This is a genomic window from Streptomyces sp. HUAS MS02 (genome assembly GCF_055702265.1).
Genome location: NZ_CM146747.1, coordinates 1701574 through 1719963, shown reverse-complemented (window position 1 = coordinate 1719963; position 18390 = coordinate 1701574). Strand labels below are relative to the sequence as shown.

The 18390-nt window shown below is 72.9% G+C and carries 11 protein-coding genes and 1 pseudogene; 7 read left to right on the top strand and 5 right to left on the bottom strand.

The window, feature by feature from the left end; all coding sequences use genetic code 11:
- Window positions 1–29: 29 nt before the first annotated feature.
- Window positions 30–2921, top strand: a complete 2892-nt coding sequence (locus ACZ9QC_RS07400) for a DEAD/DEAH box helicase (RefSeq protein ID WP_472921626.1) — start codon at window positions 30–32, stop codon at window positions 2919–2921.
- Window positions 2922–3586: 665 nt separating this feature from the next.
- Window positions 3587–5641, top strand: a complete 2055-nt coding sequence (locus tag ACZ9QC_RS07395; RefSeq protein WP_472921625.1) for an SWIM zinc finger family protein — start codon at window positions 3587–3589, stop codon at window positions 5639–5641.
- 49 nt (window positions 5642–5690) lie between these two features.
- Here ACZ9QC_RS07395 and ACZ9QC_RS07390 read toward each other — a convergent pair whose 3' ends face one another.
- Both ACZ9QC_RS07390 and ACZ9QC_RS07385 read right to left on the bottom strand, forming a co-directional pair.
- Complete coding sequence (locus ACZ9QC_RS07390; RefSeq protein ID WP_472919391.1) at window positions 5691–6545, bottom strand: F510_1955 family glycosylhydrolase; 855 nt, start codon at window positions 6543–6545, stop codon at window positions 5691–5693.
- A 301-nt stretch (window positions 6546–6846) separates the two neighbouring features.
- Window positions 6847–7143: a heavy-metal-associated domain-containing protein gene (locus tag ACZ9QC_RS07385; protein ID WP_472919390.1), complete on the bottom strand. Its 297-nt coding sequence runs from the start codon at window positions 7141–7143 to the stop codon at window positions 6847–6849.
- Window positions 7144–7386: 243 nt separating this feature from the next.
- Here ACZ9QC_RS07385 and ACZ9QC_RS07380 point away from each other — a divergent pair, with 243 nt between their 5' ends.
- Window positions 7387–7899, top strand: coding sequence for a hypothetical protein (locus tag ACZ9QC_RS07380; RefSeq protein ID WP_472919389.1), 513 nt, complete (start codon window positions 7387–7389; stop codon window positions 7897–7899).
- A 95-nt stretch (window positions 7900–7994) separates the two neighbouring features.
- On the top strand, window positions 7995–9608 hold the full coding sequence (locus ACZ9QC_RS07375) for a multicopper oxidase family protein (protein WP_472919388.1): 1614 nt from the start codon (window positions 7995–7997) through the stop codon (window positions 9606–9608).
- Between the two features lie 216 nt (window positions 9609–9824).
- On the opposite strand, the gene ACZ9QC_RS07370 is transcribed toward ACZ9QC_RS07375, so the two are convergent.
- The 3 genes and pseudogenes from ACZ9QC_RS07370 to ACZ9QC_RS07360 form a co-directional block, all read right to left on the bottom strand.
- Window positions 9825–10850 carry a C40 family peptidase gene (locus ACZ9QC_RS07370; protein ID WP_472919387.1) on the bottom strand — a complete coding sequence of 342 codons (1026 nt, stop codon included), beginning with the start codon at window positions 10848–10850 and terminating at the stop codon, window positions 9825–9827.
- Between the two features lie 234 nt (window positions 10851–11084).
- Window positions 11085–13664, bottom strand: a complete 2580-nt coding sequence (locus tag ACZ9QC_RS07365) for a heavy metal translocating P-type ATPase (RefSeq protein ID WP_472919386.1) — start codon at window positions 13662–13664, stop codon at window positions 11085–11087.
- 482 nt (window positions 13665–14146) lie between these two features.
- Window positions 14147–14888, bottom strand: a pseudogene (locus tag ACZ9QC_RS07360) (sensor histidine kinase); the annotation flags it as partial.
- 636 nt (window positions 14889–15524) lie between these two features.
- Between ACZ9QC_RS07360 and pcaDC the strand changes: the two are divergent.
- From pcaDC to ACZ9QC_RS07345, 3 genes are all read left to right on the top strand, one after another.
- The gene (gene pcaDC / locus ACZ9QC_RS07355) at window positions 15525–16823 is read left to right on the top strand and encodes a bifunctional 3-oxoadipate enol-lactonase/4-carboxymuconolactone decarboxylase PcaDC (RefSeq protein WP_472919385.1); all 1299 of its coding nucleotides are present in this window, start codon (window positions 15525–15527) and stop codon (window positions 16821–16823) included.
- Window positions 16824–16863: 40 nt separating this feature from the next.
- A complete protein-coding gene (locus ACZ9QC_RS07350) occupies window positions 16864–17499 on the top strand; it encodes an MBL fold metallo-hydrolase (protein WP_472921624.1) in 636 nt (211 codons plus the stop codon).
- Window positions 17500–17579: 80 nt separating this feature from the next.
- Window positions 17580–18359: an exodeoxyribonuclease III gene (locus ACZ9QC_RS07345; protein ID WP_215450480.1), complete on the top strand. Its 780-nt coding sequence runs from the start codon at window positions 17580–17582 to the stop codon at window positions 18357–18359.
- The last annotated feature ends 31 nt before the right edge of the window (window positions 18360–18390 follow it).

The window sequence follows — 18390 nt, the reverse complement described above, 5'->3', positions numbered from 1 at the left end:
CCGACGAGGGGCGGGAGGTGACCGGAGGTATGCGGGACATGGCTGTTCCCGAGGCCGACAAGGCCGTACCCGCGCGGACGTCCGTCCCTGCCGTACCCGCGCGGACCTCCGTCCCCGCCGTGGCCGAGCGGACGTCCGTCCCCGTCCGGCTGGCCGCCGTCTTCCTTCCTGCCCCGCTGCCCCGGCACAGCAGGTTCGCCTTCTGGGACCCGGCGGGCGCGGAGCCGCCTCCGGGCGCCGCCGAGGACCTCACCGTCGTACGCCCCCACGGCTCCGGCGCCCGCCGGGGCACCGTCCCCGCACTGTGCCTGCCGGTCGGCGAGGCCCTCCCCCTGCTCACCCGGGCCCGCCGCGACCCCGCCGCCCACCCCGCCACGGCCTGCTGGGGCGCGGCCGCGCTGCACGCGTTGCGGCTGGTCGCGCGGGGGCGGCTGCTGCCCGGGCTGACCGCCGACGGATACGACGCCTGGCGGGCGGGACCGCTCGACCCGGACGACATCGCCCACCTCAGAGCCGTCGCCGCGGCCCTGCCGTACGAGGGCCACGCCGTCCCGCTGCCCGGCAAGGGACCGCTCCGGCTGCCCGAGCCGGAGGCACTGATGCGGTCCTTCCTGGACGCGGTCGCCGACACCCTCCCACGCGGCCCGGCGGCGCCGTACGTCTCCGGGAAACCCTTCGCCGCGCACGCCGGACAGCGCCTGCCGCACGCGCGCGACTGGGCGGCCGAGGTCGCCGCGGGCATGGACGCGGGCGTACGGATCTCCCTGCGCCTGGACCTGTCGGCGTACGACCTCTTCGAGGACGTCGAGCGGGCCCCGCGCGCGGGCGCCGCCGTCGTCCAGGTGCACAGCCTCGCCGACCCCACCCTCGTCGTCGACGCGGCGGCGCTCTGGGCGGGCGACGCGGACGCGGCGTTCGGGCCCCGCGCGCGCGTGGACGCCGCCCTCGCCGTACGCCGCGCGGCCCGGGTCTGGCCGCCCCTGGACCGCCTCTGTGAACAGGACGTCCCCGATGTCCTCGCCCTCTCCGAGGACGAACTGTCAGACCTGCTGGGCGTCGCCGCGACCCGGCTCGGCGCCGCCGGTGTCGCGGTGCACTGGCCCCGGGACCTGGCCCACGACCTCAGCGCCCGCGCGGAGGTGCGCCCCGCGCCCGGCTCCGCCACGGACGGCACCGGCTTCTTCGAGAGCGAGGAACTGCTCCGGTTCCGCTGGCAGTTGGCGATCGGCGGCGACCCGCTCACCGAGACCGAGATGGACACCCTCGCCGAGGCCCACCGCCCGATCGTCCGCCTGCGCGACCAGTGGGTCCTCGTCGACCCGGCAATGGTGCGCAAGGCCCGCAAGCGTGAACTGGGCCTCCTGGACCCGGTGGACGCCCTGTCCGTGGCCCTCACGGGCCAGGCGGAGGTCGACGGCGAGACGGTGGAGGCGGTACCGGTCGGAGCACTGGCGTCCCTCCGCGACCGCCTGACGGCCGGCCTCGGCCCGGTCGAACCGCCACCGGGCCTCGCGGCCACCCTCCGCGACTACCAACTCCGGGGCCTGGCCTGGCTGGACCTCATGACCTCCCTCGGCCTCGGCGGCTGCCTCGCCGACGACATGGGCCTCGGCAAGACGATCACGGTCATCGCGCTGCATCTGCGCCGGGCCCGGCCCGAGCCCACGCTGGTCGTCTGCCCCGCCTCCCTGCTGGGCAACTGGCAGCGGGAGATCACCCGCTTCGCCCCCGGTGTCCCCGTGCGCCGGTACCACGGCACCGACCGCTCCCTGGACGACCTCGACGGCGGTTTCGTCCTCACCACCTACGGCACCATGCGCTCGGCCGCCCCGCACCTGGCCGACCAGCACTGGGGCATGGTCGTCGCCGACGAGGCCCAGCACGTCAAGAACCCCTACTCGGCGACGGCGAAGGCCCTGCGCACGATCCCGACACCCGCCCGCGTGGCCCTCACCGGCACCCCGGTCGAGAACAACCTCTCCGAACTCTGGGCCCTCCTGGACTGGACGACCCCGGGGCTCCTCGGCCCGCTGAAGTCCTTCCGGGCCCGGCACGCCCGCGCCGTGGAGAACGGCGAGGACCAGGAGGCGGTCACCCGCCTCGCCCGTCTGGTCCGCCCCTTCCTCCTGCGCCGCAAGAAGTCGGACCCGGGCATCGTGCCGGAACTCCCGCCCAAGACCGAGACGGACCACCCCGTACCCCTCACCCGCGAACAGGCCGCCCTGTACGAGGCCGTCGTCCGCGAGTCGCTGCTGGCCATCGAGACCGCGGAGGGCATCGCCCGCCGGGGTCTCGTCCTGAAGCTGCTCGGTGCCCTCAAACAGATCTGCGACCACCCCGCGCTGTATCTGAAGGAGGAGGCGGGAGCCGCCGCCGGAGACCGCCTGGCCGCCCGCTCCGGCAAACTCGCCCTGCTGGACGAGCTGTTGGACACGGTGCTCGCCGAGGACGGCTCGGCGCTGGTCTTCACCCAGTACGTCGGCATGGCCCGGCTGATCACCGCCCACCTCGCCGCCCGCGCGGTCCCCGTCGAACTGCTCCACGGCGGTACGCCGGTCAAGGAGCGCGAACACATGGTGGACCGCTTCCAGAGCGGAGCGACACCGGTCCTCGTCCTGTCGCTGAAGGCGGCGGGCACCGGCCTCAACCTCACCCGCGCGGGCCATGTCGTCCACTTCGACCGCTGGTGGAACCCGGCCGTCGAGGAACAGGCGACCGACCGCGCCTACCGCATCGGCCAGACCCAGCCGGTCCAGGTCCACCGCCTGATCACCGAGGGCACGATCGAGGACCGCATCGCCGAGATGCTGGAGACCAAGCGCGCCCTCTCCGACGCCGTTCTCGGCTCCGGCGAGGCTGCCCTCACGGAACTGACCGACCGAGAACTGACCGACCTGGTGTCGCTGCGGAGGTCGTCGTGAGCGGGGGTACGGGGACGCCGGGCGGGGTGCCCGGCCGGGCCGGGGCGAGCGCGTGGAGCGGGGAAGAAGGTCGGGGGACCGAGGCGGAGGCGGGAGATCCGGCGGAGGTGGGAGAGCCGGCGGGTTCGGGCGGGCCTGCTTCCGGCGCCGGGTCCCGGCCTGCCGACGCGGCTCGTCGGGCACTGCGGGCGGCACGGCTACGGGACGGGCAGGCGGCTGAGCCCGGTGACGGCCCGGGCTCGGCGGCCGTGTCCGGCACCGGGGTGGCCGGGCCGAAGAGCGCGGCGGACGTCCGGACGGCGGCGAGGCCCGGTGCCCGGCCGGGAGACGTGGCACGGGAGGCCCTGCGCAGGGCCGCGGAGGCCCGGGCGCGATCGGCGGATGTGGAGGGGGCGGCAGGGGAGTGGGGCGTGGCCGCTCCGACGGGCGCCAAGCCTGCCGAGTGGGCCGGACGGGGTTCCTCCGACGCGCGGACGGCTGAGGACGCCTCGGCGCAGGCGACCCCGTCGGACGCGCCCACCGCCGGTGAGGGCGAGGACGGTCCGTCCGGCGCGGCCCCCGGCACGGCACGTGCCACGGGCTCACAGTCCGGATCGGCGGAGAGGCCGAGCGCCGTCCCCGGCGCGGCAAGTGCCTCCGACGCTCACTCCGATGACGGTGCGGCCGTGCGTGCCGGTGAAGGCGATGCGGCCGACGCCGGGCCCGGTGCCGCGGGCAGGACCGGGCGGCGGCCCGGTGACGTCGCCCGGGAGGCTTTGCGGGCGGCGCGTGATGCTGAGCGGGCCCGGGTCGAGGCGGAGGGCGTTCGAACAGGGGCCGCGGGCCAGGGTGGCCGGGCCGCGCGGCGGGACGGGTTGTCGTCGGCCCGGTCGCGGGCGGACCGGGGGGCGTCCCCGAGCCCCGGCAGTGGCGGGATCGGCGGCGGGGGCGGCGAGGCAGCGGGACGCGGGGCTCCCTGGGACACCCCGCGCGGCCGGGCACCCGGAGGGGGCCACGAGGAGCACCGCCCGGGAGCCACCCCCGCAGGCCGAACCCTGCGTGACCGTACGCACGACCTGCGCGAACTGCTCGCCGGTGCCTTCGAGTTGCCCGCCGAGGAGCCAGACCCCGGCGAGACCTCAGCCGTGGAGCCGTACACCGGCACCGGCACTGACACCGGCACTGACACCGGCACCGGCACTGACATCGACACCGGCACTGAGATCGACACCGGGTGGGACCGTGCGGCCGACGAGCCGGTGCCGCCGCACGAGCGCGCACCCGGCGACCGCGCGTCGCGCGCCCCGGCCGCTCCCGGGCCGGGGTCCGCACCCGACCTGCCCGGCACCCCGCCCCCGGGCCCCGCCTTCCCCGCGGCTCACATCCCGGACGCCCCCACCACCCCCCGCGTCCCCCGCACCATGGCCGCGCCCTCACGGGACGGTGAACTGCGGCGCACCTTCCGCCCGTTCCCGCCCCGCCCCTCCGCCGGGGAGACGTTCGCGGAGAGCTGGTGGGGCAACGCGTGGGTGACGGCGCTGGAAGAGGGCGCGCTGGACACGGCACGGCTGGCTCGCGGCCGGGCGTACGCCGACAAGGGGAACGTCGACGCGATCACCGTCACACCGGGGCTGGTGCTGGCGTATGTGCACGGCAGCAGGCCCCGGCCGTACCGGGTGCAGCTCCGGCTGCGGACGCTGGACGACGCCGAATGGGACCGCTTTCTGGACGCGGCGGCGGAACAGCCGGGCCACATCGCCGCGTTGCTGGACAAGGAACTGCCCCACACCCTGGCCGGGCCCGAGGCCCGACCGGGAGCCGGACCCGGAGGCGGACCCGGAGGCGGACCCGGCCGCCGGGGCGTGCGCCTGCTGCCGGGCGCGGGCGAGCTCGAACCCCGGTGCAGCTGCCCCGACTTCGGGCACCCCTGCAAGCACGCGGCGGCGCTCTGCTACCAGACGGCGCGGCTGTTGGACGAGGACCCCTTCGTGCTGTTGCTGCTGCGCGGCCGGGGCGAGCGGGAGTTGATCGACGCGCTGTCACGGCGCAACGCGGCCCGCGCGGCGCGCGCCGCGCAGGAGCAGGAGCCCGCGCCGCTCCCGGGCGTACGGGCCCGTGACGCCCTGGCCCCGCGCGCCCTCCCGCCGTTGCCCGCCCCGGCGCCCCCGCCGCCGCACCCGGAACAGCCGCCGGTCTACCCGGGCGCGCCCGGCGGCCCCGATCCGTTCGCGCTGGACCAACTGGCCACCGACGCGGCGGCCCGCGCGCACGCGTTGCTCACCACGGGCCGGGACCCGGTGGCCGAACTGACGCTCTGGCAGGACGCGGTGCGACTCGCCGCCGCCCGCCCCGGCTCCGGTCTCACCGCCACCACCCGCGCCCTCTACTCCTCGCTGGCCGCCGCCACCGGTCGTACCCCGGCCGACCTGGCCCGCGCGGTCGCCGCCTGGCGCCAGGGCGGTCTCGAAGGGCTGGCCGTACTGGAGGAGCCCTGGGACCCGCCGGCCGGCCGCTTCGACCGTGCCCGCCCCCTGCTGCTCGCCGCCGACCTCCCGGCGTTCCGTCCCTGGCGCAACCACCTCACCCACCCCCACGGCCACATGCAACTCCGCCTCGGCCAGGACGGCCTGTGGTACGCGTACGAGTCCGAACCGGGCCACGACGACTGGTGGCCTAGAGGCACTCCGGACCTCGACCCGGTGGGCGCCCTGACCGTCCTGGGACCGGCCGACGACGACTGACCACATCCCACCACCCCGGTTCTGCGGAGCGTGCCTTCCGTACGTTCCGTCAGTGTCCGCCACTCGATTCGACGGCGAGGCGCTTGCGGAAGGTCCTGCCGCCGTCCTTCGACTCGTGGACGCCGTCCTGGGTGGCGGCCAGGACGTGTTCGGCGCCGACCGCGGTGAGTGCCTGGGGCCGGCCGCCCGGCACGGTGGAGACCCTTTTCCAGGTGGTGCCGCCGTCGGTGCTGCGGTTCAGGACGCCGGCCGGGTCGATGCCGTAGAGGGAGTCCGCGGTCTTCCAGGAGAGGAACGCGAGCACCGGTTCCTTGCCCTTGGCGAAGGTCCGGCCGCCGTCGGTGCTGCGGGCGGTGCCCTCGGCGGTGGTGGCGAGGACGAGGCCGGGGTCGTCCGGGCTGACCGCGATGTCGAGGGCCTCGATGCTTGCCCCGTCCTTCCAGGTGACGCCGTCCTTGGTGGTGCGCAGCAGGGCGTTGGTGGCGTCGTAGCCGTAGACCGTGCCGTGCGCGTGGTCCAACGCGTGGAAGTCCGACTCGCCGGACAGGGACAGCGACGTCCAGGTCCGGCCGGTGTCGGTGCTCTTGATCAGTCCCTTGTTGCCGCCGGAGGTGGGGTGACCGCTGGCGTAGAAGGTGTTGTCCTCGACCACCGTGAAGCCCATGAAGTCGTCCTTGCTGTCGCCGACGAGCTGGGGATCGCCGCCGGCGTCGGGGGTGTAGACGCCCTCGTGGGTGGCGACGTAGAGGCGCTGGTCGGAGGCGGCCAGGCCGAGGCCGTGGATGTGGCTCACCGTCGCGGAGGCGGCGGATGAGTCCGGGCCGTCCTTGTCGCCGGAACAGGCGGCCACGGTCAGGACGAGGGTCAGAGCGGCCGCTGTCGCGGCGGCGGGGCGCTTGTGCATCGTTCCTCGGTCGGAGTCATCGGGCGCGCCTCGGCGCGGAAGGGTGTGAAGAGCGTGTGTGCGTGTCGACGGGGATGCGCGTCGACGGAGGATGTGCGGGGCCGGGCCCGGGCCGTCCCGTCCCTCGGCGAGCGCGCCGCGGAGCCCGGACGGCCGGTGCGACCTGCTGCGGGGGCCCGGCCTGGGGGAGGCCGGGCCCCGGTGTCCGTATCGGCGGCGCGATGTGGCACGGTGCGGCACGGGAGGGCGGTGCGCGTCCGTGGTCCGGCCCGAGTGCCGAGCTGGCCGTCAGACCCGGCCGTCAGACCCGGCCGACGAGCGCGTAGCCGGCCTCGTCGACGGCGGCGCGGACGCTCTCGTCGTCGAGAGGGGCGGCGGAGGTGACGGTCACCTCGCCGGTCTTGGCGACGGCCTGGACGGCGGTGACGCCCTCAAGAGCGGATATCTCCTGGCTGACAGCGCCTTCGCAGTGGCCGCAGGTCATGCCGGACACCTTGTAGACGGCGGTGACCCCGGCGCGCTGAGCCTCGGTCGAGGCGGCCGAGCCGCAGGAGCCGTCGGAGGAACAGCAGGATCCGGCGTTCGTCTGGGTGGTCATCGAGTGCTCCCTCAGGGTCTGGATGCGTGTGTCTGGCGTTGGGAGGGCAGCTTCCGCCGTCCCAACGACGCCAACTATACCCCCAGGGGGTATTGATGACTCCCCGGTGATGCTCGTGATGCGCCGGGCGCATCTACTAATGGCAATCGTAGACTGTCCACGGGTGACCCCATCTCCTCTTACCCCTACGGGGTATATTGGCCTGGCAGGCAGTCCACTCGACAGGAAGTGCCCGGTGAAGTGATGGCGGCACAAGCAGCCCTCGCCTCGCGGATTCACGCCCCCCGGCGTGTCGTCCGCTGGACGCGTGCTGCCGTCATCGCGCTGGTCGCCGCGCTGGCCGTGCTGGTTCACCACGAGGTGACGGCCGCGCCCATGGCCTCCTCACCGTCGCCCGCCGTGCACGTGATGCCCGGGGGCATGGTGATGGCGGGTGACTCCGCACCACGGGCCACGGCGATGTCCGGGCACACGCATGCGGTCGCGCAGGCCGAACCGGCGGCCGCAGCACTCGCCCCGCTCGCCGCACTCGTCGCTCCCGCCGCGGTCGGCGCCGAGAGCGCGGCATGCACCGGCATGGCCATGCAGCACTGCGCGCCCGCGAGCGTCGACGAGCTCACCCTCGTGCCGCCGTCGGACTCGGCGGTGCCAGGAGATCTCGACGCTCACGGGGCCGCCGTCCCCGGTGCCATGCCGGCCGGAGCGGTCGGCCGGGCGCCCCCTGATCTGTCCGTTCTCTCTCAGCTGCGCATCTAGGCCGTGCCCAACGGCTTCCTCGCCGCCTTCGCATGTCGAGGAGCCGTCTCCGCGCGTGTTCCCGTATGCGTACAGAGAGATCGAGGACAACCCAGATGAACAGCATCAACCGCCGCTCCGTCCTGCTGGCCGGCCTCGGCGTCGCGGGCGCCGGCGCGCTCGCCGCCTGCTCCGGCAGCTCCGGCAGTTCGCCCTCCCTGCTGAGCCCCTCCGGCCCGGCGGTCGCCGCAGCCGAGAAGAAGCGCCCCAGCACAGGCAAGGTGCGCGACGTGACCCTGACCGCCGCCCCCGCCATGATCGACCTCGGCGGTGGTGTCATGGCCAAGAGCTGGGCCTTCAGTGGCCGGGCCCCCGGCAAGGAGATCCGGCTGTCGGTCGGCGACACGCTGGCCGCCGAACTCTCCAACCAGCTGCCGAACAGGACCACCACGTCCATCCATTGGCACGGCCTCGCCCTGCGCAGCGACATGGACGGCGTGCCCCCGGTCACCCAGAACGCGGTGCGGGCCGGCTCCAACTTCACCTACCGTTTCCTCACCGACGCCCCCGGCACCTACTTCTTCCATCCCCATGTCGGTGTCCAGCTCGACCGGGGCCTGTACGCGCCGCTGATCGTCGAGGACCCGAAGGAACCGCTGTCGTACGACGACGAGTGGATCGTGGTTCTGGACGACTGGGTCGACGGTGTCACCGGCACACCCGACGAGGTCCTCGCCGAGCTGCGGCAGGGCATGGGCGCCATGGGCACGGGGCACGGCTCCGACTCCGGAAGCAGCCACGGTGGTCATGACATGGGGGACATGGAGGGGATGGACATGGGGGACGGTTCCCCGTCCCCTTCCGCCTCGTCCTCGTCCGGCGGGATGTCCATGAGGTTCATGCTGATGGGCGCCGCGAGCGAGCTGCTCGGCGGTGACGCCGGTGATGTGAGGTACCCGTACCACCTGGTCAACGGACGTGTCCCCGCGGACCCGGACGTCTACCGGGGCGAGCCCGGCAAGCGTGTACGGCTGCGGATCATCAACGCGGGCGGCGACACCGCGTACCGGGTGGCGCTCGGTGGCCACAAGCTGACGATCACCCACACCGACGGTTTCCCGGTCGTGCATCAGCAGGTCGACGCCCTGCTGATCGGCATGGGCGAGCGCTACGACGTCCTGGTCACCCTCGGGGACGGCGTCTTCCCGCTGGTCGCCCTGGCGGAGGGCAAGGACGCCGGCGGCATGGCCCTGGTGCGTACCGGATCCGGCAGCGTGCCGCGGGCGTCCGTCCGGCCGAACGAACTGAACGGCAGGATCCTGACCGCCGCACAGCTGCGGGCGGCGGACGAAGTCCGGCTCGCGTCGAAGAAGGCTGACCGGGTGCACCGCATCGAGCTGACCGGCGGCATGGCCAGGTACAACTGGGCCATCAACGGCAAGGCGTTCGACATGGACGACCCCTCCGCCAACCCCCTCCTCGTCGAGGAGGGACAGCGGGTCCGACTGGAGTTCGTCAACACGACGCAGATGTGGCATCCGATGCACCTGCACGGCCACACCTACCAGCTCGCAAGCGGCGGCCCGCGCAAGGACACCGCGATCGTGCTGCCGAAGAAGAAGCTGTCGGTGGAGTTCGACGCGGACAACCCCGGTCAGTGGATGCTCCACTGCCACAACGCCTATCACGGCGAGGCCGGGATGATGGCGCTGGTGGCCTACCAGGCTTGATCGTCGGCCGTCTCGTGTGCCGGCCGGCACACGAGACGGCCGGCCCGGGGCGGGGGAGCGGGCATGACCCGTCGCCATGACTGACGAACCGTCACCGGGGCGGCCGCCCGCCCGCCGAAACAGGCACCGCCCTGCGAAGGCGAGTCGTTCCGGACGCGGCAGATCCGGCGCGGCGCGGCGCGGGGACCGTGTGCCGAACGGCGTTCCGGCCCCGGTTCAGGGGCGGGTGGCCGCGTAGAAGGGCATGTACTCGAGCGGTGTGATCTCGATGTTCTTGCCGGTGCGCGGCGCGTGGATGGCCTTGCCGTCGCCTATGTAGATGCCGTTGTGCTGGCTGCTGTTGTACCAGTAGATGATGTCTCCGGGCCGGAGGTCCGACCGGGAGACCTTCCGGCCCGCCGAGTACTGCTCCTGCACGGTCCGCGGAAGCGTGACTCCGGCCGCACGCCACGCCGCGCCCGTCAGTCCGGAGCAGTCGTACGAGTTCGGTCCGGTCGACCCCCACTCGTACGGCTTGCCGAGCTGGGCGTAGGCGAACTCGATGGCGGTACGGGCACGCCCGCTGGCAGGGCCGTTGTACGTGGCCGTGCTGTCGCTGGTGCCGGCGGCCCGGTCGGCCTCGGCCTCCTTCTCCTCCAGCTGTGCCCGCTGCTCGGCGGTGAGGCTGTTCAACAGCTTCTGCGCGGTGCGGAGCTTGCCGAGGACCTCCCGCTTCTTGCCGCCGGCCCGCTTGCGTGCCTTCTCCGCCTCGTCCAGCTTCTTCATGGCCTCGGCCCGGGTCTGGGAGAGCCCGCGCTGCTTGGACTCCAGGGTGCTCAGCATGGCGACCTGGCGTGCCGTCATGCGGTCGAGCGTGCCCGCCTTGTCGAGGTAGGCGTCGGGGTCCGAGGAGAGGAACAGCTGCACACTCGGGTCCAGGCTCCCCTCCCGGTACTGTGCGGCGGCCATCGGGCCCAGCCGGTCGCGGAGCTCGTTGATCTCGTGCTGCTGCCCGGCAGCCTGCTCCTGGGAGCGCTTGGCCTCCTTCTGGAGCTTCTTTCTCTTCTCCAGGGTCGCGTTGTACTCCTCCGTGGGAGCCTCCGCCTCGTGGTAGAGCTCCTCGATCTGCCGGCGCACATCGTCCACGGAGGGCTTGGGCGCGGCCTGGCTCTGTGTCGGCAGCAGGGACACGGTCCCCGCCGTCGCGGCCAGAACGGCGAGCCGGGAGCGGCTCGGCGGCTTCGGTCGGCGGTGGGATCCCATCCTGCGGCAACTCCTCTGGTCACCGGCGGAGGGTGAGCGAGCCGTCTCCGCTCGGGCGCGTGGGGTCGATCAAAATACGCGATCAACTTAGTAGCTTCGTACTTCGCATGGCAATCCACTCCCGGAAAACCGGGTGCTTGCCTGGAACGGCCGCCCGTCGCTCCCTCTCGTTCCACTGCGCGGTCCCATCGCAGAGGCCGCGTCGGCGCAGAAGCCGCGTCGGCGGACTGCGGATCAGGGGGCTCGGCGGACGGGCTCGTCGGTGCTGACGGCGGTCGGTGCCGACGGGGTGGGAATGTGAGGGTCCGCTTCCGGTAGGCGCAGCCCTTTGAGGGCGAGGGCGTTGACGGCCACGATGACGCTGGAGCCGGACATGGACAGGGCCGCGATCTCGGGCCGGAGGACCAGGCCGAAGGCGGGTTCGAAGACGCCGGCGGCGATGGGCAGGGCGAGGGCGTTGTAGCCGATGGCCCAGCCCAGGTTCTGGCGCATCTTGCGCAGGGTGCCGCGGCCGATGCGCAGGGCGGTGGGCACGTCCAGCGGGTCGGAGCGCATCAGGACCAGGTCTGCGGTCTCGATGGCGACGTCGGTTCCCGCCCCGATGGCGATGCCGAGGTCTGCCTGGGCGAGCGCCGGGGCGTCGTTGACGCCATCGCCGACCATGGCGACCTTTCGGCCGGTGGCCTGCAGTTCGGCGACCTCGGCGGCCTTGTCGCCCGGCAGGACTTCGGCGATCACGGTGTCGATGCCCAGCCGCTGGGCGATCCGCTCGGCGGTGGCTCGGTTGTCGCCGGTAAGCATGACCACTTCGACGCCGAGGGCGTGCAGTTCGGCCACGGCGGTGGCGGATGTCTCCCTCGGTGCGTCGGCGATGCCGATCAGGCCGGCCGCGCGCCCGTCGATGGCGGCGATCACGACCGTACGGCCGGTGGCGGCCAACTCATCCCGCTTCGCGGCGAGTTCCGACAGATCGATGTTCTCGCGTTCGGCCAGCCGGCGGTTGCCGACCACGATCCGGTGGCCGGACACGTTGGCGACGGCGCCGTGTCCGGGGACGTTCTCGAAGCCGTCCGCGCGTTCCGTGACGGGCTGTGTCGTCTCCGCACGGCGTACGACGGCTTCGGCGAGAGGGTGTTCGGACTCCCGCTCAACTGCCGCGACCAGGCGCAGGAGTTCGCCTTCATCGACGTCGCGAGCGGTGACCACTTCGGTGACTTCCGGTTCGCCCCGGGTCAGGGTGCCGGTCTTGTCCATGACGACGGTCCGGATGCGTGCGGAGGTCTCCAGCCCCATGGCGTTCTTGAACAGCACGCCGCGCTTGGCACCCAGGCCGGTGCCGACCATGATCGCGGTGGGAGTCGCCAGTCCGAGCGCGTCCGGGCAGGTGATGACCACGACGGTGATGGCGAACAGCATGGCGGTGCCGAGGGAGCGGTCGGCGGCCAGCAACCAGACGGCCAGCGTCGCGGCTCCGCCGATCAGCGCGACGAAGACCAGCCAGAACGCCGCCCGGTCCGCGAGCCGCTGTCCCGGGGCCTTGGAGTTCTGGGCCTGCTGGACCAGCTTGACGATCTGGGCCAGGGCGGTGTCCGCGCCCACCTTCGTCGCGCGCACACGCAGTGTCCCGTTGGCGTTGATGGTGGCACCCACGACCTGCGAGCCCGGTTCCTTGTGCACGGGCAGGCTCTCGCCGGTGACCATCGACTCGTCGACCTCACTGACGCCTTCCTCGACCGTGCCGTCGACGGCGATCTTGGCGCCGGGGCGGACCAGCAGCAGATCGCCGACGGCCACCTCGGCGGTGGGCACCTCGACCTGTTCGCCGTCGCGCAGCACGAGTGCCTTGGGCGGGGCCAGGTCGAGAAGGGTGCGGATGGCGTCGTTGGCGCCGCCGCGGGCGCGCATCTCGAACCAGTGGCCGAGGAGGACGAAGGAGGCCAGCACGGTGGCCGCCTCGTAGAACACGTCGCCGCCGCCGGTGAGTGTGACGATCAGGGAGTAGAGCCAGCCGGAGCCCACGGCGACCGCGACCAGCACCATCATGTCCAGGGTGCGGGCCCGCAGAGCGCGTAGCGCGCCGCCGAAGAAGATCGTGCACGAGTAGAAGATCACCGGCAGGCTCAGCAGCAGCGCCCACACGTCCTCCCGGAGCCCGAACGGGACGGGCACGTCCAGGTTGAAGACGTCCTCGCCGATCGGTGACCAGATCACGATGGGGATCGAGAAGAGCGCCGCGACGAGGAAGCGGTTGCGCATGTCGGCCACCATGGCCGCCATCGACATGGCGCCGTGCCCGCCGTGGCCCATCACCTCGTGGGGCGAGGGCATCTCCTCCTCGTGCTCGCGGGCCGCCTGTGCCGCGGGCGCGCCCGGTTCGTGTACCGGGGGCGCGGTTGTCGTCTCGGGCCGCACGGCCGCGTGGCCCACGTCCGCACCCGGTGGCGGTGCGTTCGCTGCCGGTGCGGTCGGGGCGGGCGGATCCGGCTCGGCCATCGGGTCGCAGACGTGAGCCGGGACGGATTGGCCCGCGCAGTGCAGACCGCACTCCTCCACCCAGTCCCGCAGCTCCGCCAGGGACGTGCGCCGCTGGTCGAAGACCACCGTCGCCGTCTGCGCCACCGGGTTGGCCTCGACATCGAGCACGCCCGGCCTCCGGCCCAGGACGGCGGTGACGGTGCTCTGCTGGGAGGCCCAGTTCAGGCCCCGTACGTCCAGCACCGCGGTACCGCGTTCCTTGGGAGCCCGGGTGTACCGGGGCTCGGAGGGGCTGGTGCGACCCTCATGGCTTCGACGTTCCGCGTGATGGTCGTGCACGGTCACTTCTCCTTCGCAGGGCGGGCAGTGGCGCCCTCCCACGGGCGGGGGGAAGCGCGGTGCACCGCCCGGGGGGCGTTCAACAGCGGTCCTTCGGGCCGGGGCACCCCTACTTCGACGGTGCGCGCGATGAGGGCCGGCAGCAACACCGCGGCGGAACAGCCGGCCGGCGGCGAGCGCGAGGCCGGACCCACGCGAAGACGATGAACAGCAGGGTGTCGAGCACCACCAGCGGCCACAGTCCGCAGGCCCACCGGTCGCCGTTCGGTTTCCCCGGTGCGGTGCGCCTTCCAGGCAGGCGGGTCAGCGGTGGCCGTGCTTGCGCATCGGGTCCTCGTCCCGGTTGTCGCGGGCGGGGGCTGTTCCTCCTGGTGGAGACGGTCCGTCGACCGCGGGGGGAATGCGACGCGCGCCAGGCCCGAAGGCCCGACGGGCGGCTGCCCGAGTTCGCCCTCGCCTCCGCGACGGGCGGCTGGTTCTGCTCATCGGCGACGGTGGTGCTGGCGCGGGACGCGTGAAGGATTCCGGGCACGGTCAGCCCGTCTGCCCGCCGCGCCCGCGCCCGATCGAGGCAGCCGCAGGGTGAAGACGGATCCGGCTCCGGGGGTGCTGGTGACGTCGACCGTGCCGCCATGGGCGCGTACGAGCTGGAGGACGATGGAAAGCCCCAGGCCGCTGCCTCCCGCGTGGCGGCTGCGTGACTTCTCGGCACGCCAGAACCGCTCGAAGATCATGGGCAGGTCATCGGCGTCGATGCCGGTGCCGGTGTCGGCCACCTCGATGACGACCTCCTCACCGTCCATGTACGACGAGATGGTGACGTTGCCGCCCTGCCCTGTGTGGCGTACCGCGTTGGACACCAGGTTGCCGACGGCCTGGCGCAGTCGCGCGGGGTCGGCGATGAGCTGGACGCCGTCCTCGCCGCCGACCGTCAGCCGGATTCCCGCGGCGTCCGACGCGACCCGGTGCGCGGCGGCCACGTGATGCAGAATGTCGCCGAGCCGTACGGCTTCGGGACGGATGCTCAGCTTGCCGGCGTCGGCCGCCGCCAGGTCCTGGAGGGTCGTCGATGATGTGCTGCAGCAGCAGTGCCTCCTCCAACAGGGAGGAGACCAGAGCCGGGTTCGGCGTGGCGATGCCGTCCTCGGTGGCCTCCAGCCCGTTGGGGATGTTGGTGAGTGGGGTGCGCAGTTCGTGGGCGACATCGCTGACCATGCACCTGCGTGACCAGCCCCCACACTCACCCGCGCCCGACGAACACCCAGACGTACTGCCGCGGCGCCCAACTGCGGGCGGGGGATGTCGAAGAGGATCTTCGCGAAGCCGCCACGATGTGGGATGGCTTGCACGGGAGTGCAACGGAGGGGCAAGCGTGAGCCAGGCGGTCCACCAGCCGGGCGACTTGCCCAGGCGTATGGCAAGCAAGATCGAGATGGACGCGGAGACCGGCTGCTGGCTGTGGACCGGTAGCTGCAACGGGAAGGGGCAGTCAGGCTGTGGCCAAGTCTCCTGCGAGGGAAAGGCACAGCTTGTCCACCGTGTGGTGTTCGGCTACTGGTCGGTGAGATTCCGGAGGGCTTCCAGGGGCGTCATGCCGATACTTGGGGACGGCACTTTACGCTTTGCTGCAGCCCGGATCACCTGGAAGCCGGGCCGAAGAAGGAAGCTTTGCGGCGCAGGGACTGGGAGAGCGCCCGAGCCAGGACGCACTGTCCAAACGGCCACGCGTACACGCCGGAGAACTGGTATCCGGATCCCGAAGGGTTCCGGCAGTGTCGGACGTGCCGCGCCGAGAGGGGCACGAGCGTTCGGGTTCCCCGAGCTGTGTGAGATTTCGTGATACGTGAGAGGGTCTGACGGGTGAGCGAGACACCACCGAACACCCTGCAATACCGCTTTGACGGGCCGGAAGACGCCCCGGTCCTGATCCTGGGCCCCTCCCTGGGCACCACTTGGCACATGTGGGACCGTCAGATCCCGGAACTGACCAAGCAGTGGCGGATCTTCCGCTTCGACCTGCCGGGCCACGGCGGCGCACCGGCGTACCCCGGCGGCTCGGTATCCGAGCTTGCCGCCCGTCTGCTGGCCACGCTGGACGCGGTCGGTGTGCAGCGGTTCGGCTACGCGGGCTGCGCGTTCGGCGGCGCCATCGGCACCGAACTCGCGCTGCGCCACCCCGAACGCCTCGCCTCGCTCGCGCTGATCGCCTCCTCGCCGCGCTTCGGCACGGCCGACGAGTTCCGCCAGCGCGGGGTGATCGTGCGGACCAACGGCCTCGACCCCATCGCCCGGACGTCCCCCGACCGCTGGTTCACCGCGGGGTTCGCGGCGGCGCAGCCCGCCATCACCGAGTGGGCCGTGCAGATGGTTCGCACCACCGACCCCGGCTGCTACATCGCCGCCTGCGAGGCGCTCGCCTCGTTCGACGTGCGTGCCGAACTCGGCCGGATCGGCGTCCCCACCCTCGTCCTCGTCGGCTCCGACGACCAGGTCACCGGCCCGGCCGAGGCCCGTACGCTGGTCGCGGGCATCCCGGACGCCCGGCTCGCGGTCGTCCCCGGCGCCTCCCACCTCGTCCCGGTCGAGCAGCCCGCCGCCGTCACCGATCTGCTCGTCCGCCACTTCTCCACCGCCTGGCAGCCCGCCTACGACTCGACCACCGGCCAGGTCGCCATTCCGGCCGCTCCGGTCAAGCCCGCCATCGCGGCCGTCCTGCCGCAGACCGGACCGGTCGCCGAGATCGCGCCGCCCGCCCTGCAGCCGGAGGCGATGGGCAGACCGGACCCGTACGACGCCGGGCTGAAGGTCCGCCGCGAGGTGCTGGGCGACGCGCACGTGGACCGGGCGCTGGCGTCGGCGGACGACTTCTCCGGCGACTTCCAGGAGTTCATCACCCGCTATGCCTGGGGCGAGATCTGGGACCGGCCCGGCCTCGACCGCCGTTCCCGCAGCTGTGTCACCCTGACCGCGCTCGTCGCCGGCGGGCATCTGGACGAGCTCGCCTTCCACATCCGCGCCGCCCTGCGCAACGGCCTCACCCCGAACGAGATCAAGGAAGTCCTCCTCCAGGCGGCCGTCTACTGCGGGGTACCGGCCGCGAACAGCGCGTTCCGCGTGGCCCAGCAGGTGATCCGCGAGGAGACCACGCCCGAGGAGTGAGCCGTCGCCCGCCCGCCCGGGGGAGGATGGAGCCATGACCATCAAGCTCACGAAGAAGTCGCACGCCTGCGTCCGGCTGGAGAAGGACGGACGCACGCTCGTCATCGACCCGGGCGGGTTCAGCGAGGAGGACGCCGCCCTCGGCGCGGACGCCGTGCTGGTCACCCACGAGCACCCGGACCACTTCGACGAGGGACGGCTGCGGGCGGCCCTGGAGGCCAACCCGGCCGCCGAGATCTGGACTCTGCGCTCGGTCGCCGAGAAGATCTCCGCCGCCTTCCCGGGCCGGGTGCACACCGTCGGCCACGGCGACACGTTCACCGCCGCCGGCTTCGACGTGCAGGTCCACGGCGAGCTGCACGCGGTGATCCACCCGGACATCCCGCGCATCACCAACGTCGGCTACCTCGTCGACGGCGGCCGCGTCTTCCACCCCGGCGACGCCCTCACCGTCCCCGGCCGGCCCGTCGAGACGCTGATGCTCCCCGTGATGGCCCCCTGGAGCAAGATCTCCGAGGTCATCGACTACGTCCGCGAGGTCGGGCCGCAGCGGGCGTACGACATCCACGACGCCCTGCTCACCGACCTCGCCCGCCCCATCTACGACCGCCAGATCGGCGCCCTGGGCGGCGCGGAACACCTCCGGCTCGCGCCCGGGGCCTCGGCGGACGTGTAGCGGCCCACGGACCAGGGGCCCCACAGGGCCCTGACCGGGCGGGACGGGCGTTGTCGGACCCGCCCGGTAGGTTGTGGGGCATGCGCATCGCGACCTGGAACGTGAACTCGATCACCGCCCGCCTCCCGAGGCTCCTCGCCTGGCTGGAGAGCAGCGGCACGGACGTGCTCTGCCTCCAGGAGGCCAAGATCGCCGAGGACGGCTTCCCGCTCGACGCCCTGCGCGAGGCGGGCTACGAGGCCGCCGTGCACGCGACGGGGCGGTGGAACGGCGTGGCGGTGATCTCCCGCGTCGGCATCGAGGACGTCGTCAAGGGCCTGCCCGGTGATCCCGGCTACGACGGCTCCGTGGAGCCCCGCGCGATCTCGGCGACCTGCGGCCCGGTCCGCGTCTGGTCGGTGTACGTGCCGAACGGCCGCGAGGTCGACCACCCGCACTACGCGTACAAGCTCCAGTGGTTCGAGGCCCTGAAGGCCGCCGTCGCCGGTGACGCGGCCGGCAGCCGCCCCTTCGCCGTCATGGGCGACTACAACGTGGCGCCGACGGACGACGACGTGTACGACGTCGCCGCGTTCGAGGGCCTCACCCATGTCACCCCCGCCGAGCGCGCCGCCCTGGCCTCCCTGCGCGAGGCGGGCCTGACCGACGTCGTCCCCCGGCCCCTCAAGTACGAGCACCCCTTCACGTACTGGGACTACCGCCAGCTCTGCTTCCCGAAGAACCGCGGCATGCGCATCGACCTGGTCTACGGCAACGAGCCGTTCGCCAAGGCGGTCACCGACGCGTACGTGGACCGGGAGGAGCGCAAGGGCAAGGGCGCCTCGGACCACGCGCCGGTCGTGGTGGACCTGGAGGTCTGACCCGCGCGGACACCTCCGGCGCCGCGCGGCC